The 21,335-nt window shown below is 66.9% G+C and carries 22 protein-coding genes; 9 read left to right on the top strand and 13 right to left on the bottom strand.

The window, feature by feature from the left end; genetic code table 11:
• Positions 1–184 precede the first annotated feature (184 nt).
• On the top strand, positions 185–967 hold the full coding sequence (locus ACODTJ_RS15400; protein WP_454658918.1) for a glutamine amidotransferase: 783 nt from the start codon (positions 185–187) through the stop codon (positions 965–967).
• The gene (locus ACODTJ_RS15395) at positions 964–2,205 is read left to right on the top strand and encodes an NAD(P)/FAD-dependent oxidoreductase (RefSeq protein WP_454654532.1); all 1,242 of its coding nucleotides are present in this window, start codon (positions 964–966) and stop codon (positions 2,203–2,205) included. The genes ACODTJ_RS15400 and ACODTJ_RS15395 overlap by 4 nt, the downstream gene beginning before the upstream one ends.
• A 174-nt stretch (positions 2,206–2,379) precedes the next feature.
• On the opposite strand, the gene ACODTJ_RS15390 is transcribed toward ACODTJ_RS15395, so the two are convergent.
• From ACODTJ_RS15390 to ACODTJ_RS15365, 6 genes are all read right to left on the bottom strand, one after another.
• Positions 2,380–3,177 (bottom strand): succinate dehydrogenase iron-sulfur subunit, encoded by a 798-nt coding sequence (locus tag ACODTJ_RS15390; protein ID WP_454654531.1) that lies wholly within the window; start codon positions 3,175–3,177, stop codon positions 2,380–2,382.
• A 9-nt stretch (positions 3,178–3,186) separates the two neighbouring features.
• Positions 3,187–5,019 carry a succinate dehydrogenase flavoprotein subunit gene (gene sdhA, locus ACODTJ_RS15385; protein ID WP_454654530.1) on the bottom strand — a complete coding sequence of 611 codons (1,833 nt, stop codon included), beginning with the start codon at positions 5,017–5,019 and terminating at the stop codon, positions 3,187–3,189.
• Between the two features lie 4 nt (positions 5,020–5,023).
• Complete coding sequence (gene sdhD / locus ACODTJ_RS15380; protein ID WP_454654529.1) at positions 5,024–5,416, bottom strand: succinate dehydrogenase, hydrophobic membrane anchor protein; 393 nt, start codon at positions 5,414–5,416, stop codon at positions 5,024–5,026.
• A gap of 11 nt (positions 5,417–5,427) precedes the next feature.
• Positions 5,428–5,826 carry a succinate dehydrogenase, cytochrome b556 subunit gene (sdhC, locus tag ACODTJ_RS15375; protein WP_454658917.1) on the bottom strand — a complete coding sequence of 133 codons (399 nt, stop codon included), beginning with the start codon at positions 5,824–5,826 and terminating at the stop codon, positions 5,428–5,430.
• 154 nt (positions 5,827–5,980) lie between these two features.
• Positions 5,981–7,042, bottom strand: coding sequence for a MaoC family dehydratase (locus ACODTJ_RS15370; protein ID WP_454654527.1), 1,062 nt, complete (start codon positions 7,040–7,042; stop codon positions 5,981–5,983).
• Between the two features lie 218 nt (positions 7,043–7,260).
• Positions 7,261–8,973 carry a serine/threonine dehydratase gene (locus ACODTJ_RS15365; protein WP_454654526.1) on the bottom strand — a complete coding sequence of 571 codons (1,713 nt, stop codon included), beginning with the start codon at positions 8,971–8,973 and terminating at the stop codon, positions 7,261–7,263.
• 91 nt (positions 8,974–9,064) lie between these two features.
• Here ACODTJ_RS15365 and ACODTJ_RS15360 point away from each other — a divergent pair, with 91 nt between their 5' ends.
• A complete protein-coding gene (locus tag ACODTJ_RS15360) occupies positions 9,065–9,940 on the top strand; it encodes an HpcH/HpaI aldolase/citrate lyase family protein (RefSeq protein ID WP_454654525.1) in 876 nt (291 codons plus the stop codon).
• A 178-nt stretch (positions 9,941–10,118) separates the two neighbouring features.
• Here the strand turns inward: ACODTJ_RS15360 and ppa are convergent, their stop codons facing one another.
• Positions 10,119–10,658: an inorganic diphosphatase gene (gene ppa, locus ACODTJ_RS15355; protein WP_454654524.1), complete on the bottom strand. Its 540-nt coding sequence runs from the start codon at positions 10,656–10,658 to the stop codon at positions 10,119–10,121.
• Between the two features lie 152 nt (positions 10,659–10,810).
• On the opposite strand from ppa, the gene ACODTJ_RS15350 reads away from it, so the two are divergent.
• Positions 10,811–11,533, top strand: coding sequence for a fused DSP-PTPase phosphatase/NAD kinase-like protein (locus ACODTJ_RS15350; protein WP_454654523.1), 723 nt, complete (start codon positions 10,811–10,813; stop codon positions 11,531–11,533).
• 1 nt (position 11,534) lies between these two features.
• On the opposite strand, the gene ACODTJ_RS15345 is transcribed toward ACODTJ_RS15350, so the two are convergent.
• The 3 genes from ACODTJ_RS15345 to hmuQ all read right to left on the bottom strand — a co-directional run bounded on the left by ACODTJ_RS15345 (position 11,535) and on the right by hmuQ (position 14,014).
• Positions 11,535–12,992: a hypothetical protein gene (locus ACODTJ_RS15345; RefSeq protein ID WP_454654522.1), complete on the bottom strand. Its 1,458-nt coding sequence runs from the start codon at positions 12,990–12,992 to the stop codon at positions 11,535–11,537.
• 140 nt (positions 12,993–13,132) lie between these two features.
• Complete coding sequence (gene hutX / locus ACODTJ_RS15340; RefSeq protein WP_454654521.1) at positions 13,133–13,654, bottom strand: heme utilization cystosolic carrier protein HutX; 522 nt, start codon at positions 13,652–13,654, stop codon at positions 13,133–13,135.
• Positions 13,655–13,666: 12 nt separating this feature from the next.
• A complete protein-coding gene (hmuQ, locus tag ACODTJ_RS15335) occupies positions 13,667–14,014 on the bottom strand; it encodes a heme-degrading protein HmuQ (protein WP_061965707.1) in 348 nt (115 codons plus the stop codon).
• Between the two features lie 349 nt (positions 14,015–14,363).
• Here hmuQ and ACODTJ_RS15330 point away from each other — a divergent pair, with 349 nt between their 5' ends.
• The 4 genes from ACODTJ_RS15330 to ACODTJ_RS15315 all read left to right on the top strand — a co-directional run bounded on the left by ACODTJ_RS15330 (position 14,364) and on the right by ACODTJ_RS15315 (position 18,062).
• Entirely contained in the window at positions 14,364–15,323 is a 960-nt protein-coding gene (locus ACODTJ_RS15330) for a heme/hemin ABC transporter substrate-binding protein (protein ID WP_454654520.1), read from the top strand.
• Between the two features lie 23 nt (positions 15,324–15,346).
• Positions 15,347–16,426, top strand: a complete 1,080-nt coding sequence (locus ACODTJ_RS15325; RefSeq protein ID WP_454654519.1) for a FecCD family ABC transporter permease — start codon at positions 15,347–15,349, stop codon at positions 16,424–16,426.
• Positions 16,419–17,243 (top strand): heme ABC transporter ATP-binding protein, encoded by an 825-nt coding sequence (locus tag ACODTJ_RS15320; RefSeq protein ID WP_454654517.1) that lies wholly within the window; start codon positions 16,419–16,421, stop codon positions 17,241–17,243. The genes ACODTJ_RS15325 and ACODTJ_RS15320 overlap by 8 nt, the downstream gene beginning before the upstream one ends.
• Positions 17,244–17,549: 306 nt before the next feature.
• Entirely contained in the window at positions 17,550–18,062 is a 513-nt protein-coding gene (locus tag ACODTJ_RS15315; RefSeq protein WP_454654516.1) for a L,D-transpeptidase, read from the top strand.
• A gap of 4 nt (positions 18,063–18,066) precedes the next feature.
• On the opposite strand, the gene ACODTJ_RS15310 is transcribed toward ACODTJ_RS15315, so the two are convergent.
• The gene (locus ACODTJ_RS15310; protein ID WP_454654515.1) at positions 18,067–19,014 is read right to left on the bottom strand and encodes a 2-hydroxyacid dehydrogenase; all 948 of its coding nucleotides are present in this window, start codon (positions 19,012–19,014) and stop codon (positions 18,067–18,069) included.
• Between the two features lie 242 nt (positions 19,015–19,256).
• On the opposite strand from ACODTJ_RS15310, the gene ACODTJ_RS15305 reads away from it, so the two are divergent.
• Entirely contained in the window at positions 19,257–19,574 is a 318-nt protein-coding gene (locus ACODTJ_RS15305) for a DUF2853 family protein (RefSeq protein WP_047574507.1), read from the top strand.
• Between the two features lie 82 nt (positions 19,575–19,656).
• Here ACODTJ_RS15305 and ACODTJ_RS15300 read toward each other — a convergent pair whose 3' ends face one another.
• Entirely contained in the window at positions 19,657–20,961 is a 1,305-nt protein-coding gene (locus ACODTJ_RS15300; RefSeq protein ID WP_454654514.1) for a class I SAM-dependent methyltransferase, read from the bottom strand.
• A gap of 76 nt (positions 20,962–21,037) precedes the next feature.
• Positions 21,038–21,259 (bottom strand): DUF1674 domain-containing protein, encoded by a 222-nt coding sequence (locus ACODTJ_RS15295; protein WP_454654513.1) that lies wholly within the window; start codon positions 21,257–21,259, stop codon positions 21,038–21,040.
• Positions 21,260–21,335 lie beyond the last annotated feature (76 nt).

The raw sequence follows: 21,335 nt of genomic DNA, 5'->3' as shown, positions 1-21,335 counted from the left end.
GCCGCGGCGATAAGCAGATCGAAGATTGCCGGATGGTTGCCGCATGCCGGCGCATAAATTGCTTGCTTCGCTCCGCCCGGAACCGCATGCTTGGGAGCGATCTGGCATGGCTTCGCGCGCTGTCGTTCCTAGACGTCACGCGCAAGCGACTTTGAAGTCCGTGATGAACGACCACGCCTTCCCCATGCGCCCGGCCCGCCGCACCCGCCCTCCCTTTACCGCCCGCAAGCCAGACCCCGCGCCAAAGCCGGTGCTGGTCGTGCTGCATCAGGAGCATTCGACGCCCGGCCGCGTCGGCCGTCTGCTCCAGGCGCGCGGCCATGCGCTCGACATCCGCAGGCCGCGCTTCGGCGATTCCCTGCCACAGACCATGCGCGAGCACGCCGGCGCGGTGATCTTCGGCGGCCCGATGGGCGCGAACGATCCCGAAGACTTCATCAAGGCCGAGATCGACTGGATCGGCACCTGCCTGAAGGAGGATGCCGCCTTCCTCGGCATCTGCCTGGGCGCACAGATGCTGGCGAAGCATATGGGCGCGCGCGTCTATACCCATGGCGAGGGCCGGGCCGAGGTCGGCTATTATCCGCTCGCCGTCACCGATGCCGGCCATTCCCATGCAACGACGGCAGGCTTCACTTGGCCGAGCACGGTCTATCAATGGCATCGCGACGGCTTCGACTGCCCCAACGGAGCGGAATGCCTCGCGACCGGCGGGGATTTCCCGGTCCAGGCCATCCGCACCGGCAGCAAGGCCTATGGCGTCCAGTTCCACCCGGAGGTGACGCCAGCGATGATGTATCGCTGGTCGGTGCGCGGCTATGAACGCACGCTGATGCCGGGCGCCCAGCTCGGCCATACCCATGTGCCCGGCTGGTTCCAGCATGACCCGGCGATCCGGCTCTGGCTCGACGCCTTTCTCGACCATTGGCTGAAGGAGCCGGCGGAAGCCGGAACAGCATCACCTTGACCCGTACAGCTCTCGTTCTCGGCGCCGGCATGGTCGGCGTCTCCTGCGCGCTCGCACTCCAGAAGCGCGGGCTCAGTGTCACGCTGATCGACCGCAAGGCGCCCGGCCGCGAAACCTCCTATGGCAATGCCGGCGTGCTCGCCGCCTCCTCGATCCTGCCGCTCAACAACCCCTCGCTCTACGCCAAGATCACGAGCTATCTCGGCAACCGCCACCCGGCGCTCAACCTGAGCTGGGCTCGCGCTTTCAGCCGGCCGGCTTGGCTGCTGCGCTTCCTCTGGGAAGCCCGGCCCTCGCAGGCGAAGGCCCGCATCACTGCCTTGCAGGCGCTGACGGCGAGCACGGTCGAACGTCACCGCGCCCTGATGGCCGAGGCCGGCGTCTCGCACCGTCTGCGGGAGAATGGCACGCTCAAGCTCTGGCGCACCGAGGCCGGCCATGACGCCGCCCGGGCCGAGCATGATTTCCTGAAGAGCCATGGCATCGAGTCGCAGGTTCTCGACCGGCAGGGCATTTCCGGCATCGAGCCCGGCCTCAACCCGATCTTCCCGGCCGGGCTCCTGATCCCCTGCGTCGGCTCGGTCGATTCCCCCGGCGCCGTCACCGAAGCCTATGCCGCGCTCTTTGCCCAGCGTGGCGGCAGGATCGAGCAGGCCGCGATCACCGGCCTCGCCCGCAACGGCAATGGCTGGCGAGCCAGCAGCACTTCGGGCAGCTTCGACGCCGATATCGTGGTCGTCGCGCTCGGCCCCTGGAGCAGCGACCTGCTGAAGCCGCTCGGGATCGATCCGAAGCTCGATGTCGAGCGCGGCTATCACCGCCATCTCAAGCCGGACGCCGGCACCGGCCTGTCGCGGCCGATCTACGATGTCGACGGCGCCTATTACATGGCGCCGATGGAGCAGGGTTTTCGCGTCACCAGCGGCGTCGATCTGTCGTTTCGCGATGCCCCGGACGAGCACCGCCAGATCGACGGCGCGACCGCCGCGGCCCGCGAGGCCTTCCCACTTGGCGAGGTGGTCGGCGAAACTTGGCGCGGCGCGCGGCCGACCTTGCCGGATTCCCTGCCGATAATCGGCGAGGCTCCCCGCAATCCCGGCCTCTGGCTCGCTTTCGGCAACCAGCATATCGGCTTCTCGACCGGCCCGATCACCGGCGAAATGATCGCCGCGATGGTCTGCGGGGAAAAGCCGCCGATCGATCCGACGCCGTTCCGGCCGGGCCGCTATATCCGCTGATGAAGCGTGTCATCCCGCACGCGCTGCGGCGCAGATGCGGGACCGCCCTCAGGACAACGCGCCTCTTCAACGAAAAGGCGCGCCCTCTGACGAAAACGCGCCCTTATCGGAAACCGGTCCCGTGTCTGCACCGCGGCATTGCATGCCGCAGCGCGCACGGGATGACGCCCTTCGTCAGACCTGACGGGCGACCATCATCTTCTTCACTTCCGCGATCGCCTTGGCCGGGTTCAGGCCCTTCGGGCAGGCATTCGCGCAGTTCATGATGGTGTGGCAGCGATAGAGCCGGAAGGGGTCTTCCAGGTTGTCCAGCCGCTCGCCGGTCGCCTCGTCGCGGCTGTCGATCAGCCAGCGATAGGCCTGCAGCAGCGCGGCCGGGCCGAGATAGCGGTCGCCGTTCCACCAGTAGCTCGGGCAGGAGGTCGAGCAGCAGGCGCAGAGGATGCACTCGTAGAGCCCGTCGAGCTTCTCGCGGTCGTCCTTGGCCTGGCGCCACTCCTTCTCGGGAGCCGGCGTCGTCGTCTTCAGCCAGGGCTCGATCGAGGCGTGCTGGGCGTAGAAGCGCGTCAGGTCAGGCACGAGGTCCTTGACGACGGGCATGTGCGGCAGCGGGTAGATCGCGACCTTGCCCGCGTTCTTACCAGTGCCGCCGCACTCGTCGATGCCAGTGGTGCAGGCGAGCCCGTTCTTGCCGTCCATATTCATGGCGCAGGAGCCGCAGATGCCCTCGCGGCAGGAGCGGCGGAAGGTCAGCGTCGGGTCGACCTTGTTCTTGATCCAGATCAGCGCATCGAGAACCATCGGCCCGCAATCGTCGCGGTCGACATAATAGGTATCGGTGCGCGGATTCTCGGTGTCGTCCGGGCTCCAGCGATAGACCTTGAACTCGGTCAGCTTCTTGGCGCCGGCCGGCTTCGGCCAGGCCTTGCCCTCGACGAGGCGGGAGTTCTTCGGGAGATTGAATTCAGCCATCGGAGTCCCTCAGTACACCCGTGCCTTGGGCTTGATGTACTCGATGTCGTTGGACATCGTGTAAGTGTGCACCGGCCGGTCATCGAGCGTGATCGTGCGCTTCTCGTCGTTGATCCAGGCGAGCGTGTGCTTCATCCAGTCCTTGTCGTCGCGGTTCGGATAATCCTCGCGGGCATGCGCCCCGCGGCTTTCCGGACGGTTCAGCGCCGAGTCCATGGTCACGACCGCCTGGGTGATCAGGTTGTCGAATTCCAGGGTCTCGATCAGGTCGGAGTTCCAGATCAGCGAGCGATCCTTCGTGCCGACATCGGTGATGCCGTTCCAGACCTCGTGGATGAGCTTGTGGCCCTCTTCCAGCGTGTCGCCCTCACGATAGACGGCGCAGTTGTTCTGCATCGTCCGCTGCATCCGGTCGCGCAGCACCGCGGTCGGCGTACCGCCCGAGGCGTTGCGGTACTTGTCGAGGCGGGTCAGCGCGAGATCGGACGAACCCTTCGGCAGTTCCGGCTGCTTCTCGCCCGCCGTCACCGTGTCGGCGCAGCGCAGGCCGGCCGCGCGGCCGAACACCACGAGGTCGATCAACGAGTTCGAGCCGAGGCGGTTGGCGCCATGCACGGAAACGCAGGCGGCCTCGCCGATCGCCATCAGGCCAGGCACCACCGTGTCCGGATCGCCGCCGACCTTGGTCAGCACTTCCCCGTGATAGTTCGTGGGGATGCCACCCATGTTGTAGTGCACGGTCGGCAGGACCGGGATCGGCTCGCGGGTCACGTCGACGCCGGCGAAGATCTTGGCGCTCTCCGAGATGCCGGGCAGGCGCTCGTGCAGGATCTTCGGGTCGAGATGGTCCAGATGCAGGTAGATGTGGTCCTTGTCCTTGCCGACACCGCGGCCGGCCCGGATCTCCATCGTCATCGAGCGCGAGACGACGTCGCGCGAGGCGAGGTCCTTCGCTGACGGGGCATAGCGCTCCATGAAGCGCTCGCCCTCGGAATTGGTGAGATAGCCGCCCTCGCCGCGCGCGCCCTCTGTGATCAGGCAGCCCGAACCGTAGATGCCCGTCGGGTGGAACTGCACGAACTCCATGTCCTGCAGCGGCAGGCCGGCGCGCAGCACCATGCCGCCGCCGTCGCCGGTGCAGGTATGGGCCGAGGTCGCCGAGAAATAGGCGCGGCCATAGCCGCCGGTCGCCAAGATGGTCTGCTGCGAACGGAAGCGGTGCAGCGTGCCGTCATCGAGCTTGAGCGCGATCACGCCACGACAATGACCGTCCTCGTCCATGATCAGGTCGATCGCGAAATACTCGATGAAGAACTCGGTATTATAGCGCAGCGCCTGGCCGTAGAGCGTGTGCAGCATGGCGTGGCCGGTGCGATCGGCCGCGGCGCAGGTGCGCTGGGCCGGCGGGCCCTCGCCGAATTCGGTGGTCATGCCGCCGAAGGGACGCTGATAGATGCGGCCGTCCTCGGTGCGCGAGAAGGGCACGCCCCAGTGCTCGAGCTCGTAGACGGCGGCCGGCGCATTGCGCACGAGATATTCGATGGCGTCCTGATCGCCGAGCCAATCCGACCCCTTCACGGTGTCGTACATGTGCCACTGCCAGGTATCCTTGCCCATGTTGCCGAGCGAGGCGGCAACGCCGCCCTGGGCCGCGACGGTGTGCGAGCGGGTCGGGAACACCTTCGAGATGCAGGCGGTTCGCAGGCCGGCCTGCGAGCAGCCGACGGTAGCACGAAGGCCCGCGCCGCCGGCGCCGACGACGACGACGTCGAAGGTATGATCGGTGATCGGATAGGCGGTGCCGGTATAGGCCGGGGCCGGGCGGGACTTGGTGATCGCCATCGGATCAGCCTCCAAAAGACAGCTTCAGCACCGCGTAGACGCTGGCGGCGCCGATCGCGATGGCGAAGAAGGTGTTGCCCATCACGGCGAGGACCTTGGCCCCCTCCGACTGGACGTAGTCTTCGATGATGACCTGCATGCCGAGCCGCATATGGATGCAGGCCGACAGGATGAAGAGCAGCATCAGGATCGCGACGCAGGGGTTCGACAGAAGCGCGACCGCGGCCGGATAGGGCCGGCCGACCAGCGCGATGACGATACCGACGAAGATGATCGTCAGGATCAGGTTCGAGACGGCGGTGACGCGCTGCAGCCAGAAATGGCCGGTGCCGGACTTGGCGGAGCCGAGGCCGCGAACGCGGCCGAGCGGGGTGCGCATCGAGGAATTGGACAGCATGGCGGGGCTCCTCAGCGCAGGACCAGGGCGGCGATCCAGATCAGGACCGTCAGGCTCACCGAGGCGACGAGCGTGAACTTCGCCATGTTCATCCGGGTTTCGGGCTCGTAGCCCTTGCCCATGTCCCAGACGAAATGCCGGAGACCGCCGCACATGTGGTGAATCAGCGAGAAGCTGTAGAGGAAGAGCACGAGCCGGCCGAGGAAGGAGCCGGCGATGGCCTGCGCCGTATCGAAGGCAGCCGGACCGGATGCAGCGGCGACAAGCCAGGCGGCCACCAGCACCGTGCCGAGATAAAGCCCCGTACCGGTGACGCGGTGGGCGACGGACATCGCCATCGTCCAGGACCAGCGGTAGATCTGGAGGTGGGGCGAAAGCGGGCGGGCTTGGGGCTTGACCTCGGCCAATATCGTTCTCCGATCAAGCGGTCCGTCGACAAGGGCGGACCCATTTGGGATCATTCTAGAGTGACTGGTTGTCTAACGAAACCGTTCCGGCGCTGCAATGCGGCATGCGCATAACGAAGTTACAGATTCTGAAAATCGTCATTTTCTTACGAAAAGCTTACCGCGGCAGCAGCGCCCAGTAGTCGAAATCGAGAATCACACTGGAATCATACTGGTCTCCAGCCTTCAATGGGAAATCCGCGCAAGGACGGTTCTTGGTCGCGACCAGCCTGAGTCGCAATGCGCCGACATCGCTGCGCCCCGGAATCTCGGCGCTGCCAAGCACCTCGCTCCAAGCATAGACCGTGTCGCCGGCGAAGAGCGGCGCGACATGGCGCCCGCCATTGATCGCGGCGATGTGGAAGGCGTTGCCGAGCCCGTTGAAGGAGAGCGCCCGCGCCAGGCTGATGACATGACCGCCATAGATCAGCCGCTTGCCGAAGCGGCTACCCTGCGCCGCATGCGCATCGAAATGCACCCGCGCCGTATTCTGGTAGAGCCTTGTCGCGAGCTGGTGCTCGGCCTCCTCGACGGTCATGCCATCGACATGGTCGATCCGCTCGCCGACGGCATAGTCGCTCCAGCGGAAGGCCGAGCCGGCGAGTGCATCGTCGTAAGCCGCAAGCTCGATCCGCGGGCAGCCCTCGCCGAGTTGCTCCGGCAGCACGGCCTTGGCCAGCTCCGGCACCTGCTCGGCATGGGCCGGCGTGCCGGGCTCGCGCTTGCGCACCAGCACCCAGCGCGCATAGCTCAGCACGATTTCGCCGTGCTGGTTGCGGCCGATCGAGCGGACATAGACGATGCCGGCATCGCCCGCCGAGGTCTGCTTCAGCCCGATCACCTCCGAGGTCGTCGAAAGCGTGTCGCCCGGATAGACCGGCTTCAGGAAGCGCCCATCGGCATAGCCGAGATTGGCGACGGCATTCAGCGAGACATCCGGCACCGTCTTGCCGAAGACGATGTGGAAGACCAGCAGGTCGTCGATCGGCGCCGTGGGATAGCCGATCGCACCAGCGAAAGCGTCCGAGGACTGCACGGCGAAGCGTGAGCCGTAGAGCGCCGAATAGAGCGCCGCATCCCCGGCCCGCACCGTGCGCGGCGTCGCATGGACGATGGTGTCGCCGAGGTGGAAATCCTCGAAGAAGCGGCCGGAACTGGTCTTCGGGCTAGAGCCGGGCATGCATCGTCTCCTGATCGCAGGCAAGTGTGCGTTGCAACCAAGGGCCACGTCCAGCCCCGACGAACGATCGAGCGCTTTGTCATTCCGGGGCGTCCCACAGGGACGAACCCGGAACCCACGGCTGGGCGCGACCTGTTGCACGAACAAAACGATCAGAGCGCTCGCCCAGTCGTGGGTTCCGGGCCTGCCGCGACGCGGCATCCCGGAATGACAAGCGTTCAGCCGACGATCGCAGCCAGCTTCGTCAGATCGACATTGGCGCCGCAGACCAGCACGCCGAGCCGCTCGCCCTTCGCCGGCTTGTAGGCCCCGCAGAGCAGCGCGCCCAAGGCCGCTGCTCCGCCTGGCTCGACCGCGAGGCGGAAATCGCGCCAGAGCACGCCCTGCGCCTCGGTGATCGCCGCATCCGGCACCAGCGCGACATGATCGACGCTGTCCTTCGTCACATCGTAGACGAGCTGGCCGACATTGCGGGCACCGAGCGAATCCGCCGCCACCGACGCGACCTTGACCTCCACCGGCCCCTTTGCATCGAACGCCGCCTGCAACGCCCGCGAACCTTCCGGCTCCACACCGACGACCTTGACCTTGCTCCCAGTGAACCAGCTCGCGATGCCTGAGATCAGCCCGCCACCGCCAACCGCGACGAGTACCGTATCGAGATCGGGCTCTTGGCTGTCCCATTCGCGGCCGAGCGTGCCCTGGCCGGTGATGGTCTCCACCGCCGCGAAGGGATGGATCTTGAGCGCGCCGGTCTCCGCGACGAAACGGTCGCAGGCCGCCTGCGCGTCGTCATATTGCGCGCCGCCGACCACGACATCGGCGCCGAAGCGCTTGATCGCCTCGATCTTGGCGGCGGGCGAGATCTCCGGCACGAAGATCGTCGCCTTCACGCCGCGCTTCATCGCGGCATAGGCCACCGCCGCGCCATGGTTGCCGCCGGACGCGGCCGAAACGCCGGCCGCCGGGACCGGCAGCGAGAGCAGATTGTTGAAGGCACCGCGCGTCTTGAACGAACCGGCATGCTGCAGGCATTCGAGCTTGAGCGAGACATCCGCAGCGGAGCCGAAAGCGCCGGTGCCCAGGCGCATCACGGGCGTGACGCGGGCATGGCCGGCGATGCGCGCCGCCGCTTCCTCGATCATCGGACGGGTGACGGGACGTGCGCTCATGACGATATCCTGCTCAGGCTCGGACACTGGACGATAGGTCCAGATCGCAATCGGAAGTCCGTGGCTATCGCGTCCCGGCGGATCGGGAAAGGGGCGTCCACGCCCGGCGGCAATGTGCCGGGCGACGACCAGCGCCGCCAGGGCATCGAGCAGATCATCGGCCGCGGCCCCGCGCGGCGGACGCAGGCCCGCCGTCTCTGCCGGAATACCAGCCGCGATCAGCAGGCTGCGACGCTCGGCCAAGCCCTCGGGATTGACCACGCCCTTGATCTTCTTCGGATGAAGCAGCGGCGCGCCCCGCATCGTGCGGAAGGCGAGTTCCGGATGGATCTCGAAGACGCGCCCGCGCAGGCCGGGCTCGGATCGCAGCAAGCCGTCGATCTCCCGAATTTTCGGGAACAGATGAAAACCCTGCTTGGAGACCTTGCGCGGCGGATCGGAAGCCGCAAGCGCCAGCGCGCAGGCTTCCCAATAGTCGGTCGCCTCGACCGCCCGGCGCGCGGGGATCGAAAAGACCGAGGATTGCCTGTCGCCGAGGAGCACCCGCACGGCCTGCTCAGGCCCACGCCCGGAACCCTGCACCCGGTCCGGCAGGCCGATCGGCATGTCGACCGCCACCAGATCCGGCACGATCTCGCCTGCGAACAGATCGGCAAAGCGGGACACCACACGGATCAGCGGCGCTTCCGACCCCTCATCGGACGCAATGGCAACGATCCAGCCGCCCTTGCAACCGTCGACGCCGGCCAGCCACGCCATCCCGTTTCCTCCGCCTTTCGCAGCGCTGGCATTGCATCTGCGTTGGTCTACTGTGCACTGCAATACAAGCTGGCCCGTGTCAGGAGAGACCATGAGCACGATACGCCCCCGCCGCAGCGCCCTCTATATGCCGGGCTCGAACGCCCGCGCGCTCGAGAAGGCCCGCGAGATCGCGGCCGACGTTCTGATCCTCGACCTCGAGGACGCCGTCGCGCCCGACGCCAAGGCGACGGCGCGTGAACAGGTCTGCGCCGCCGTGAAGGCCGGCGGCTATGGCCGGCGCGAGCTGGTGATCCGCGTCAACGGCGTCGGCACGCCCTGGTTCGCGGATGATCTCGCCGCCGCCGCCGAGACGAAGCCGCAGGCGATCCTGATCCCGAAGGTTTCCGCGCCGGAAACGCTGCACGAGGTCGGCAACCAGCTGAACGGCCTCTGGGCCGATCCCGCCATCGCGGTCTGGGCGATGATCGAGACGCCGCTCGCGATCCTCGATGTCGAGCGCATCGCCCGTGCAGCGCGCGATCCCGTGACGCGCCTTGCCTGCTTCGTGATGGGCACCAACGATCTCGCCAAGGAAACGCGCGCCCGCTTCGTGCCGGCCCGCGCTCCGATGCTGCCCTGGCTGACCAGCGCGCTGCTCGCCGCCCGCGCCCATGGCATCGACATCCTCGACGGCGTCTATAACGACATCAAGGACGAGGCCGGCTTCCTGGCCGAATGCGAGCAGGGCCGCGATCTCGGCTTCGACGGCCGCACCCTGATCCACCCCTCGCAGGTCGCGGTCGCAAATGCGGTCTTCGCGCCCGACGATGCCGAGCTGACGCGGGCCCGCGCCGTAATCGCCGCCTTCGACCTGCCGGAGAATGCCGGCAAGGGCGCGATCCAGCTCGACGGCCGCATGGTCGAACTGCTCCATGCAGAGATCGCGCGCCGCACGGTCGCACTGGCGGAAGCGATCGCAGCGTAAGGGCACCTGTCATCCCGTGCGCGCTGCAGCGTGCAACGCTGCTGCGCAGACACGGGACCGTATGACGAGAAGGCGCCTTATTCTGAAGACGATCCCGTGTCTGCGCTGCGGCACTTCGCGCCGCAACGCGCACGGGATGACACTTTCCGTCAACGCAGATGACGGCTGCCGCAGGCGCTCAGCCCTTCTTCGCGGCCTTCGCCCGTTCGATCGCCTCGACGATCAGTTTCTTGGCCATGGCAGCGTCGCCCCAGCCCTTGAGCTTCACCCACTTGCCGGGCTCGAGATCCTTGTAGTGCTCGAAGAAGTGCTGGATCTGGTCGAGCGTGATCTGGGGCAGATCGGTGTAGTTGTGCACGTTCTCGTAGCGCTTGGTCAGCTTCGGCACCGGCACGGCAATGATCTTCTCGTCGCCGCCGCCCTCGTCCTCCATCAGCATCACGCCGATGGGCCTGACCGCGATATAGGAGCCCGGAACCAGCGGGCGCGTATTGGCGACGAGCACGTCGCACGGGTCGCCGTCTTCCGAGAGCGTATGCGGGATGAAACCGTAGTTCCCGGGATAGCGCATCGGCGTATAGAGGAAGCGGTCGACGAAGAGCGTGCCGGCCTCCTTGTCCATCTCGTACTTGATCGGCTCGCCCCCGATCGCCACTTCGATCAGGACATTGACTTCTTCGGGCGGGTTCTTGCCGATGGAGATGGCGTCGATGCGCATGCTGGAACCTGTCGCTTGGGAATTTTGCCGGGCCTTATGCAAGTTCGCGGCGAAAAGTCCAACCCCTTCCGTCGCGCCTCGCCACCCGACGATTTGCGTAGGCGCGCCCGCGCTGCTATCCGGCGCCCCATGAACAGCCCCGAGACCAGGCCGTGTTGAGCCGCCTGCGCCCCGACGAAGAACGCTATGCCCGCCGCATGGCCCGCATTGCCCGCTGGGATCGACCGATCGAAAGCCGCGGCCAGCGCCTGCGCGCCTGGACCAACATGCTGCTGGTCGACCACGGCATCTTCCGGCTCGCCTATCTCAACGCGCACCGCGTCACGCCGCGGCTCTGGCGCTCGGCCCAGCCGGCGCCCGGCCAGATCGCGGCCTTCGCCCGCAAGGGCGTCAAGACCATCGTCAACCTGCGCGGCGGGCGCGAGCACGGCTCCTGGCCGCTCCAGAAGGAAGCCTGCGAGCGCCACGGCATCAAGCTCGTCGATTACGTGCTGCGCTCGCGCGGCGCGCCGGATCGCGAGACGATCCTCGGCTCAAAAGCTTTCTTCGAGAGCCTCGACGAACCGGCTCTGGTGCATTGCAAGTCCGGCGCCGACCGGGCCGGCTTCTTCTCGGCGCTCTATCTGCTCGTCCATGAAGGGCGCCCGCTCGACGAAGCCATGCGCCAGCTCTCGCTGCGCTATGGCCATTTCCGCTTCGCCAAGACCGGCATCCTCGACGCCTTCTTCGAGGCCTATCGCCTTGAGGGCGAGGCGAAGGGCATCGCCTTCCTGGACTGGGTCGCCACGATCTACGACCCCGAACGGCTGGAGCGCGAGTTCAAGCCGGGGCTGTTCTCGTCGCTGGTCGCCGACAAGCTGATCCGGCGGGAATAGCCTACCGCACCGCCCCCGAAGCGGCGAGGCCGTCGGAGGGCGCCTCGGCGGCATCGTCGAGATGCAGCCAGATGAAGACGGTATGCGCCAGCGTTCGCAGGATCGAGATGGCGCCGATCGTCAGCAGCAATTCCGGCGACAGGGCACGGAACCACGCCATCGTGGCCACAATCGCAACCAGCGCGACAGCATTGATCGCGACCTGCCAGAAGGGCTGGCGCGACAGCGTCGCCACTTCCTGGAGCGGCCCGAGGACGGCAATGCCGATATAGAACGCCGCCAGCAGCGCGATGACCTCGCCGAGATCCTGCCACTGCGTCCCGATCAGCCAATGGTCGGCCACGAGCGAGACGACGGCGATGACGCTGAACAGCACGGTCGCGCCGACGGTCAGGCCAAGCGCCATGATCCGCGCCCAGAAGCGCCGGCGCGGACCGGCCTGCGTCCGCAGGCGGTTCAGCACCAGCGGGATCGACACCGTTCCGAACATCTGGCTCGGCATGTCCAGCAGGCGCATCGACAGCGCGACCTGCGCCGCAAGCACGGTATTGCTGGCATAGGGCAGCGCCAGGAGCGGCGCGATCGCGAACCCGTAGGCCAGCAATGCCGACGGCAGCAGGGCCCGCGGCGCATCCCGCCAGCGAATCGCGGCCTCGGCGAGGCTGCGCCACGACCAGAGCACCGGCCGGACCAGCGCGGCGACGGAATCCCGCCTGCGCCGCAGCAGATAGGCCGCCGCCAGGACGTGGCCAAGCGCATCGGCCATGAACAAGGTCAGCGCCTTCGGCCCGAAAACCCAGATCAGAAGCAGCATGATCGCCGGCTGCACCACGGCCTGCACGACATTGCTGTTGCCGATGGCGCGGAAATCGCCCTCGGCCGTCGCCTCCGACCAGAGCAGCCGCAGCACCGAGCGCGCCGCCAGCGAAACCAGAAAGAAGAAGGCGACCGCCGGCGCGACCCAGCCGGTCACGGCGAGCCCGATCAGGACGACGGCGGCGACAGCGAGGAAGGCCACGCCGACGGCGGCTGCGAGCCGGAAGGCGAGGCCGAGCCGGGCGCGGTCGCTGTTCTGAAAGAACACGGCCTCCAGGCGCAGCAGCGAGGCGATCGAGATGAAGTTCGCCGCCGAGGAAAAGACTGCGAAGGCAGCGAAGACGAAGGGCGGGCACAGGGCGGCCGCGATGATCAGGCCCCAGACCGAGATCAGCCGCGCCTGGACGAAGCGCAGGCCGAGCAGGATCGCGGAGCCCAGATTCGAGCGCAGGGCAGGCACCCGCCTCGCCACGAACCGGCGCCCGGCCGCGAGCGACAGCCCCGGGCGTCCATGCGGCAGATGGGCCCGATCCATGGTGACATGTGCGGCCATATCGACCCCCGTCGTCGAAGCGTCGGACAGGCTCTCGCCTGCCATGTCCGCCGCATCGTCCGAGGGGTCTCGGCCGCGGGAGGCAGTCATGCTCGACGGGCCTTCTGCCGCGAAGGCTGCGTCAACATGGTTAATGAATGGTGAATTCTGCTCATCGCCTTCATCGGTGGCCGCATCGCGCGGCTTATGCCACGCGATGCAAGAACTGGACACCGTGTCGTTTTTTGGGCTCAGGCGAATTTTGTCTTGAGCGCCTCGAACCGTGCCAGCTGGTCCGGCAGCAAGGCGCGGGCGGCATCGCGCCGCACGAAGACCTTGAACATCACCTCGCCCGAGCCGTTGAAGAACTGCACCGAGCAGGCGCGCCGGCCCTGCGCCGTCGACCGGTCGACCAGATAGATCGCCCGGCAGTTTTCGGCCTTGATATGCCCGCCGATCGGGCTATCGCCATGGATGTTGTAATAGCCATGGCCGAAGCTGCCGATCGGCAGCGAGCCCTCGCATTCCAGCACGATGTCGGGCGTGTGCATCAGGAAGAGCACCGTGCCCCAGGTCGCGAGATCCTTCCAGACGTCCTCGAAGCGCTCGGGCGCCACGAGCTGACGCTGCGCCTCGGGCAGAAGCTCGAGCACGGCGCGCGTCGAGACCTTGGCCTCGCGTGCGATCGCCTCGATCAGGCCGTCCGGCTTGGCGGCGAACAGGGCGCGCGCATGCTCCATCGGGTCCTGCGCGGTGATGTCGGCGGTCGTCATCGGCTTAAGGCCTCACTCGGCCGCCTGGCGCGGCAGATGCGGGTTGCTCTCGCTCAGCACGGTCTCGAAGCCCTCGAATTCGGGATGGCCGAGATACATCGGCTTCGGGCGCGGCTGGCCGGCATTGCGATGCGATTCCCGGAACTGCTCCGACTTGGTCCAGGCCGTGAAATCCTCCTTCGAGGCCCAGCTCGTATGCGAGGAATACAGCGTGTGATCCTCCTTTTCCGGCCCCTTCAGCAGATGGAAGGAGAGGAAGCCCGGCATCTCGTCGAGGCGGGTCTTGCGCGAGGACCAGACCGTCTCGAAGGCGGCTTCCTCGCCCTTGACGACCTTGAAGCGATTCATGGCGATGAACATCGGTAAACCCTGCATCTGGCGCGCCGGAAAACGGCGGAAACGAACATACCGGGCAATCGCCGCACCCTGCCCGACCACCTCCCGACGAAGGTTTCGACCCGGAAATGCGCGTGAGCAGCGACCGACCGCCCGGCGCTATCGCCTGACGAGGCCGGCTGCGCCGTGGCGCTGCCCTTGACCCCTTGTAGTAAATGCTAATATCAGCGTCAATAATACCGCAAAGTCGTTCTTGTTTTGAATAACTACAAACAAGATCTACTTTGAATGGAATAATTTTAAACTGCACACAACCTTCTTGCTTGGGCATCTGCGGCGGTGAAATCCGCACTCGCCCGAATGGAGTTGCGACATGTCTCGCTCGCGCATCACCCAGGCGCATCGCGGCCTCCGGCAGCCGAACCGCCGCGAGATGACGGCGGCCCTCGCCCTGAGCGCGCTCGGCCTCGGCGGCCTCGGGCTCCCCGCCGCCCTGCCGGGCGCCGCGCTGGCGCAGACGCCGGACCGCATCGTCGTCGCCGGCGGGGTCATCACCGAGGTGATCTATGCGCTTGGCCTGCAGGACCGCATCGTCGGCGTCGACTCCACCAGCCAGTTCCCGCCGGAAGCGCTGAAGGAGAAGGCCAATGTCGGCTATGTCCGCGCCCTCTCGGCCGAGGGCGTGCTCTCGCTGAGACCATCCTTGATCATGCTGATCGACGGTGCCGGCCCCCCGGACGCCGTTTCGCTGCTCACCGAATCCGGCGTGAAGATCGCCCGCATCAATGATGGCCTGACCTCGGAGGGCGTCACCGCCAAGATCGCTGCGATCGGTGCCGCGATCGGCGCGGCCGCTCCGGCGGAGCGCCTCGCCGCGCAGACCAAGGCCCGCTTCGACGAGCTCGCGACGCACCGCTCCAGCATCGCCAGGAAGAAGCGCATCCTCTTCCTGCTCTCGCTGCAAAACGGCCGCGCCCTGGTCGGCGGCCGCAACAGCTCCGCCGACGGCATCATTGCGCTCGCGGGCGGCATCAACGTCGCCGATGCGATCGAGGGCTACAAGCCGATGACGGACGAGGCCATCGCCGCTGCCGCGCCGGACATGGTGCTGATGATGCGCAACAGCAGCGCCCATAACACCACGCCGGACGAGCTCTTCGCGATGCCCGCCTTCTCCCAGACCCCCGCTGCGAAGGACAAGCGGCTGGTTCATATGGACGGGCTCTACCTGCTCGGCTTCGGCCCGCGCACGCCGATGGCGGCGCGCGACCTGATGGCCGCGATCTACCCGGAAGCCGCGATCCCGCCGCTCAAGACCGCTGCCGCCCCGTGACCCTCGCGGCACCATCCCCGACCGTGGCCACGACCTCCCTGACGACGCTGATCGCGAGCCGGCGCCGCTCCGGGCTGCTCGCCGTCGCCGGGCTCACGCTGGCCTGCCTGCTCCTGACCGTCGTCGCCATCGGTCAGGGGGCAATCGCGATCGCACCCGGCCGGGTCGCCGAGATCCTGATGGCGCGTCTCACGGGCGATACCAGCCTGCTCGAAGGCCGCGACGTCCTTGTCGTGCTCAATATCCGCCTGCCGCGCGTGCTCCTCGGCCTGCTCGTCGGCGCGGCGCTCGCCGTATCCGGCGCGCTGATGCAGGGCCTGTTCCGTAATCCGCTCGCCGATCCCGGCCTCGTCGGCGTCTCCAGCGGCGCCGGCCTTGCAGCGGCAACCACGATCGTTCTTGGTGACCGCTTTCTCGCGGGCACCATGATGAAATTGCCCTTCGCTGCCCTTCCGGTCGGCGCCTTCTGCGGCGGCCTGATCACGACGCTCGCGCTCTATCTCATCGCGACACGCGGCGGCCGGACCTCGGTCGCGACCATGCTGCTTGCCGGTGTCGCGCTCGGCGCCATGGCGGGCGCCCTCACCGGCCTGCTCTCCTTCATCTCGGACGACCGGCAGTTGCGCGACCTGACCTTCTGGTCGCTGGGCAGTCTCGGCGGTGCGAGCTGGACGAAGCTCTCGGTGGTCGCGCCGATCATCCTGCCACTGCTTCTGCTGATGCCGCTGCTGGCGCGCGGACTCAACGGGCTGATGCTCGGAGAGGCCGAGGCCTATCATCTCGGCATTCCCGTCCAGCGCATCAAGGCACTGGCGATCCTGCTGGTCGCGCTCGCTGTCGGCGCCAGCGTCGCCTCCGCCGGCATGGTCGGCTTCGTGGGGATCGTCGTGCCGCACCTGATCCGGCTCTCGGTGGGTCCGGATCACCGCCTGCTGCTGCCGCTCTCGGCGCTCGGCGGCGCGATGCTGCTGGTCGGCGCCGATATCGTCGCCCGCCTCATCGTCGTTCCCGCAGAACTGCCGATCGGCATCGTCACCGCCACGATCGGCGCACCCTTCTTCCTCTGGCTGCTCCTGCGCCGCACGAGCCTGATCGATGTCTGAAGCGAACCCGATCCTTTCCGGTCATGGCGTCAGCTTCCTCGCAAGCGGACGCAAGCTCGTGGCCGATGCCAGCCTGGAGCTCACCGGGGGCACGACGACGATCCTGATCGGCCCGAACGGCGCCGGCAAATCGACCCTGCTCAAGCTCCTGACCGGCGAGATCAAGCCAGCCGGCGGCGAGATTCGCATCGCCGGTGAGCCGCTCAGAGCAATCCCCGCCTGGCGCCTCGCCTGCCTGCGCGCGGTCATGGCCCAGCACGCCCGCCTCGTCTTCCCCTTCAGCGTCTACGAGGTCGCAAGCCTCGGCGTCGACGGCATCGGCCGGGCCCTGACGCGCCAGCGGCGCGAGGCGATCGTCGCCGAAAGCTTGGCCGCAGCCGGAGTGATCGACCTCGCCGGCCGGCGCTATCAGACGCTCTCCGGCGGCGAGCAGCAGCGCGTGCAATTCGCTCGCGTGCTCTGCCAGCTCGAGGCCGGCCGCAGCATCGCCGAGCGGCAAGTCCTGTTCCTGGACGAGCCGATCGCCAGCCTCGATCTCTGCCACCAGCTCGCTTTGCTCGACATGGCCCGCAGCATCGCCGCGCGCGGCGTCGCGGTGCTGATCGTGCTGCACGACCTGAACCTCGCCGTGACCTATGCCGACCATCTCGTCGTGATGGATCAGGGCCGCATCATCGCGCAGGGTCCGCCGGCGCAGACGCTGGATGACGCCCTGCTGCGCCAGGTCTTCAAGGTCGACCTGACGCTGAGCCGCGCCCCGGCGCCCGGCCTGCCCTTCCTGCTGCCGCAGCAGCACCGCGCCCGGCCTGCGGCGTAGGGCTCGGCTGCCCCCTTGTCATTCCGGGGCTTCGCGATGGCGAAGAACCCGGAACCCACGACCGGGTGAGCGGCCTGCAACCGGGCATCGGATGATCTACCCAGTCGTGGGTTCCGGGTTCGCGCCTATGGCGCTCCCGGAATAACAAGGCGTTGCCCAAAGCTGCTGCGATCCAGGCGCCAAACAGTTCCCAGAGCAGGATTCACCGGCGATTCATCCTGAATCGCCGCTTCACCATATCGCTCAACCCGCGCTTCACGGCTGCGGCGCCACAACTCACGCCTGTTTCCAGCGGGAGTTCCGACCATGCTCAGACATGTCGCCCTTGCCACCCTTGCCCTGTCCGCGGTCAGTGCGACCGCACTGCCCGTAAAGGCGCGCGAGGTCGTCGGCCTGCGCGACGGGCGCTTCGACCCCGGCACGATCGTGATCCGCACCGGCGAGCGGAAACTCTATTTCGTCACCGCGCCCGGCGAGGCGATCCGGTACACCGTCGCCGTCGGCAAGGCCGGCAAGCAGTGGCGCGGCGTCAAATATGTCGAGGAACTGCAGGTCGACCCGGCCTGGAGCCCGCCGGCCGAGGTCAGGCGCGACAATCCGCGCCTGCCTGACGTCATCCCCGGCGGCTCGCCGCGCAACCCGATGGGTGCGCGCGTGATCGGGCTCGGGCCGACCGGGCAATACGCCATCCACGGCACCAACATGCCGAACACGATCGGCACCGCCGCGTCCTATGGCTGCTTCCGCATGCACAACCAGGACGTGATCGATCTCTACGCGCGCGTCCGGATGGGAACGCCGGTCGTCGTCCTGCCCTGAGGCGTCAGAGCGGCACGCCGGCAGGCATCGGCCGGCCGGCGAAGAACGCCTCGAGATTGCCGAGCAGCGTGCGCAGCTGGGCCTTCTTGGCGTCCTGCGAACTCGCGGCGACATGCGGCGTCAGCACGACGTTGTCGAGCTTGCGCAGCCGCTCCGGCACATGCGGCTCCTCGGCGAAAACATCCAGGGCCGCGCCGCCGATCCGCTTCTGTTCGAGCGCCGCGCAGAGTGCTTCCTCGTCGATGACGAGGCCGCGCGCAATGTTCACGACATAGCCCTCCGGCCCGAGCGCGCTCAGGATGGTATCGTCGACCGCATGGCGCGTCTCGGCGCTGGCCCTAACGGCAATCATGAGCACGTCCGCCCAGGTGGCGAGGCCGAGCAGGCTGTCATGGAACTGGTAGGGCAGATCCGGCTTGGGCGAGCGGCTGTGATAGCCGACCTCCATCTCGAAGGCTGCCGCGCGGCTCGCGATCTTGCTGCCGATGGCGCCGAGCCCGTAGATGCCGATCTTGCGGCCGGCGAGATCCGGCGTATTCGACACTGGCTCGACGCCCCGGCCACTCCACAGGCCATCGCGCACGAAGCGGTCGCCGCGTCCAATGCCACGCATCGCATTGAGCATGAGACCAACAGCGAATTCCGCAACGCTGCGCGCATTGGCATCGGCGGCATTGCAAAGCTGGATGCCGCGCGCCTTGGCCGCCGCGGCATCGACCCCCTCGATTCCCGTGCCATAGCAGGCGATCAGTTCGAGCTTCGGCAAGGCGTCCATCAGATCCGCACCGGTCCGGCGCCCGCCATAGGTCACCAGCGCACGCGCCTCTTTCGCCTCGACCGGAATCCCGGCCGCATCGTCGCCATGGACCGGTCCGATCACCGTGTAACTCTGCTTCAGGCTTGCAATCGCGTCATCGGCAAGGCGCGGCATCATCAGGATCGTCGGCTTCATCACAAGGCTCCGGGGAGATGCTGCATCGCAGCACCGCGCGGCATTTTGCTCAACCCATGCTGGTGTTGGCCCCGTCATCCCCGCCGCGCATTCCAACCTTCGACCAAAGATTGGTCCAAGTGGTTCCAAAATCTGGAAATCGCCTGCGTTGCCCCCTCGCCCCCCGTGAAGAACCGCGTTAACCTCCGCCCCGCGACACGTAACCACCCGTACTCCGGTGCGGGTCAGGAAGGGGCTACCAGATGGACCATCTCGCCGACGTGAAGAAATTTGCCAAGAAGCCGCTCAACGAAGCGGCCTTCGCCGGCATGTCGAAATCCTACGCTCTGGTGATGAGCAAGCCCGACACCCGCTACGTCGCCTGCTCGGATCCGGCCGAACTCGATCGCGTCCGCGAAAACTTCCTGAAGAAGAAGCTCGGCCTCAAGTCCGGCGATCTCGACGGCTCCGTCAAGGCGATCTGCGAGCATATGAAGGCCGACAAGACCAAGTCCCGCCTGACCTTCTACTACCTGCTGGCCGAGCATCACGGAAAGCTCGACCTCTTCGTCAAGAAGTAAGACCCCGGCCCGGCTACGCGCCGAGCGATCTTCCCAAATTGGACAACACGGGAGGCCGGCTTGCAGCCGGCCGAAATCCCGTTCAGGCGCGATAGAGGTCTGCACGCGTCAGCGGCAGGCCGGACGCGCCTTTGCGCCGCTTCGAAACCAGCGTCTGGTTGACCAGCGCACCGCCGCGCTCGAAGGCGAGCGAGCAGCCCGCCAGATAGAGCAGCCACATTCGCGTCCGCTCCGGGCCGATCTCGGCCTCGGCCTTGGCCTTGTTGGCGTCGAGCCGCTCCCACCACAGCCTTGTCGTGCGCTGGTAGTGCTCGCGCCAGCCCTCGACGTCATGGATCTCGAAGCCATGGCGCTCGAGATTGGCGATCGACATGCCCAGATGATCGAGCTCGCCGCCCGGAAAAATGTAGCGAACCAGCGCACGATACTCCGCCGGCATCTTGTTGAAGGCCTTTTCGGTCTTCTTGGCGCGGCGCGAGATGGTGTGGTGCAGGTAGAGGCCGCGCGGCCGGAGCAGCCGGTTCACCGCCTGGAAATAGGAGGGATGGTTGCGGATGCCGACATGCTCGAACATGCCGATCGAGGAGATCTTGTCGAACTCCCCCTCCATCTGCGTGAAATCCTTGAGGTGGAGTCTCACCTTGCCCTGAAGCCCGAGCTTCTCGACCTTCTCGCGCGCCAAAGCGAGCTGCTCCTCGGCCAGCGTCACGCCATGGGCCTCGACGCCATAGTGGCGGGCGGCATGGCAGACCAGCGCGCCCCAACCGCAACCGATATCGAGGAAGCGGTCCCCCGGCTGGAGGCGCAGCTTCCGGCAGATCATGTCGAGCTTGTCGCGCTGGGCGCGGCCCAGATCGCCATGATCCTCGGTGAAGTAGGCGCAGGTATAGACCATCTCCTCGTCGAGGAAGAGCCGGTAGAAATCATTCGAGACGTCGTAGTGATAGGCGATATTGGCCTTGTTGGTGGCCGGTGCGCCGTCCCGCGCGATCTCGTCGCCCTTGCGGTGGCTGACGGCGGCGCCGGCCGTGCCCGGCGCGAACAGGAAGCGTCTGATGACATCGAAGACGGCGCTCTTCGGGATGTTGCGCGCGAGCTTGCCGACCTTGCCATCCGGGCGCGCCGCGGCGAGATCGAAGAGCGAGCCGTTCAGGATCGCAATGCGGTCGGCGACATGGAGATTGAGCAGCGTATCGAGCTTGGGCTTGCGGATCAGGGCCGCCATCACGCCGGTATCGGCAATGCCGATGGCGAGCCCGTCCACCGGCCAGGAGGCCGGAACCATGCTGCCGTCCCAAAGCCTGAAGCCGAGCTTCAGGCCGAGCTTCTCATGCGCCTCGACGAGAAGGCGGCGCAGGGCCGCGAGGCGCTTGTCGTTACTGTCCATGAGGCCAACCCGCTGCTGTCGGGCTGATTGTCGGACACAGGGCTGCAACTTGGCAATGTACCCGGGAGCCTGCGCATCAGAAGTCGCTGGCGATGCCCTTCACTTCCCAGTCGTCGTAGCGCACCGGCTCCAACCCACCGCGGCCGTTGACTTCGCGCTGCCCGGCCACCTCCTTGGCATGGGCATCGATCGCGGCGCGGCGCGCGGCGGCTTCCGCCAGGGCGCGCTGCGCGGCGGGGGACAGCACCTTGGGCTCGGCGGCCTCCGCCGGCCTGTCCTGATCGGTGTTCTCGGGCATGTCTGCGCGCTTCCTTGCAGGATTCTCTTGCAGGATCGGGATGGCCCTCACCACATAGGGCACGATGCTCGCAGAT

It is taken from the genome of Allobosea sp. FG18 (assembly GCF_057809495.1).
The sequence above is the reverse complement of the archived record's forward strand: the minus strand, read 5'-3'. Positions and strand labels throughout refer to the sequence as shown.

Excerpts from the sequence above, each read along its gene's own strand:
- ACODTJ_RS15305 (WP_047574507.1), top strand. The coding sequence starts at position 19,257 with ATGGACCATCTCGCCGACGTGAAGAAATTTGCCAAGAAGCCGCTCAAC.
- ppa (WP_454654524.1), bottom strand. The coding sequence starts at position 10,658 with ATGCGCATCGACGCCATCTCCATCGGCAAGAACCCGCCCGAAGAAGTC.
- ACODTJ_RS15365 (WP_454654526.1), bottom strand. The coding sequence starts at position 8,973 with ATGGCGTGGCTGGCCGGCGTCGACGGTTGCAAGGGCGGCTGGATCGTT.
- ACODTJ_RS15300 (WP_454654514.1), bottom strand. The coding sequence starts at position 20,961 with ATGGACAGTAACGACAAGCGCCTCGCGGCCCTGCGCCGCCTTCTCGTC.
- ACODTJ_RS15345 (WP_454654522.1), bottom strand. The coding sequence starts at position 12,992 with ATGACTGCCTCCCGCGGCCGAGACCCCTCGGACGATGCGGCGGACATG.
- sdhA (WP_454654530.1), bottom strand. The coding sequence starts at position 5,019 with ATGGCGATCACCAAGTCCCGCCCGGCCCCGGCCTATACCGGCACCGCC.
- ACODTJ_RS15360 (WP_454654525.1), top strand. The coding sequence starts at position 9,065 with ATGAGCACGATACGCCCCCGCCGCAGCGCCCTCTATATGCCGGGCTCG.
- ACODTJ_RS15315 (WP_454654516.1), top strand. The coding sequence starts at position 17,550 with ATGCTCAGACATGTCGCCCTTGCCACCCTTGCCCTGTCCGCGGTCAGT.
- ACODTJ_RS15295 (WP_454654513.1), bottom strand. The coding sequence starts at position 21,259 with ATGCCCGAGAACACCGATCAGGACAGGCCGGCGGAGGCCGCCGAGCCC.
- ACODTJ_RS15320 (WP_454654517.1), top strand. The coding sequence starts at position 16,419 with ATGTCTGAAGCGAACCCGATCCTTTCCGGTCATGGCGTCAGCTTCCTC.
- hutX (WP_454654521.1), bottom strand. The coding sequence starts at position 13,654 with ATGACGACCGCCGACATCACCGCGCAGGACCCGATGGAGCATGCGCGC.
- ACODTJ_RS15310 (WP_454654515.1), bottom strand. The coding sequence starts at position 19,014 with ATGAAGCCGACGATCCTGATGATGCCGCGCCTTGCCGATGACGCGATT.
- ACODTJ_RS15330 (WP_454654520.1), top strand. The coding sequence starts at position 14,364 with ATGTCTCGCTCGCGCATCACCCAGGCGCATCGCGGCCTCCGGCAGCCG.
- ACODTJ_RS15390 (WP_454654531.1), bottom strand. The coding sequence starts at position 3,177 with ATGGCTGAATTCAATCTCCCGAAGAACTCCCGCCTCGTCGAGGGCAAG.
- ACODTJ_RS15400 (WP_454658918.1), top strand. The coding sequence starts at position 185 with ATGCGCCCGGCCCGCCGCACCCGCCCTCCCTTTACCGCCCGCAAGCCA.
- sdhD (WP_454654529.1), bottom strand. The coding sequence starts at position 5,416 with ATGCTGTCCAATTCCTCGATGCGCACCCCGCTCGGCCGCGTTCGCGGC.
- ACODTJ_RS15370 (WP_454654527.1), bottom strand. The coding sequence starts at position 7,042 with ATGCCCGGCTCTAGCCCGAAGACCAGTTCCGGCCGCTTCTTCGAGGAT.
- hmuQ (WP_061965707.1), bottom strand. The coding sequence starts at position 14,014 with ATGTTCATCGCCATGAATCGCTTCAAGGTCGTCAAGGGCGAGGAAGCC.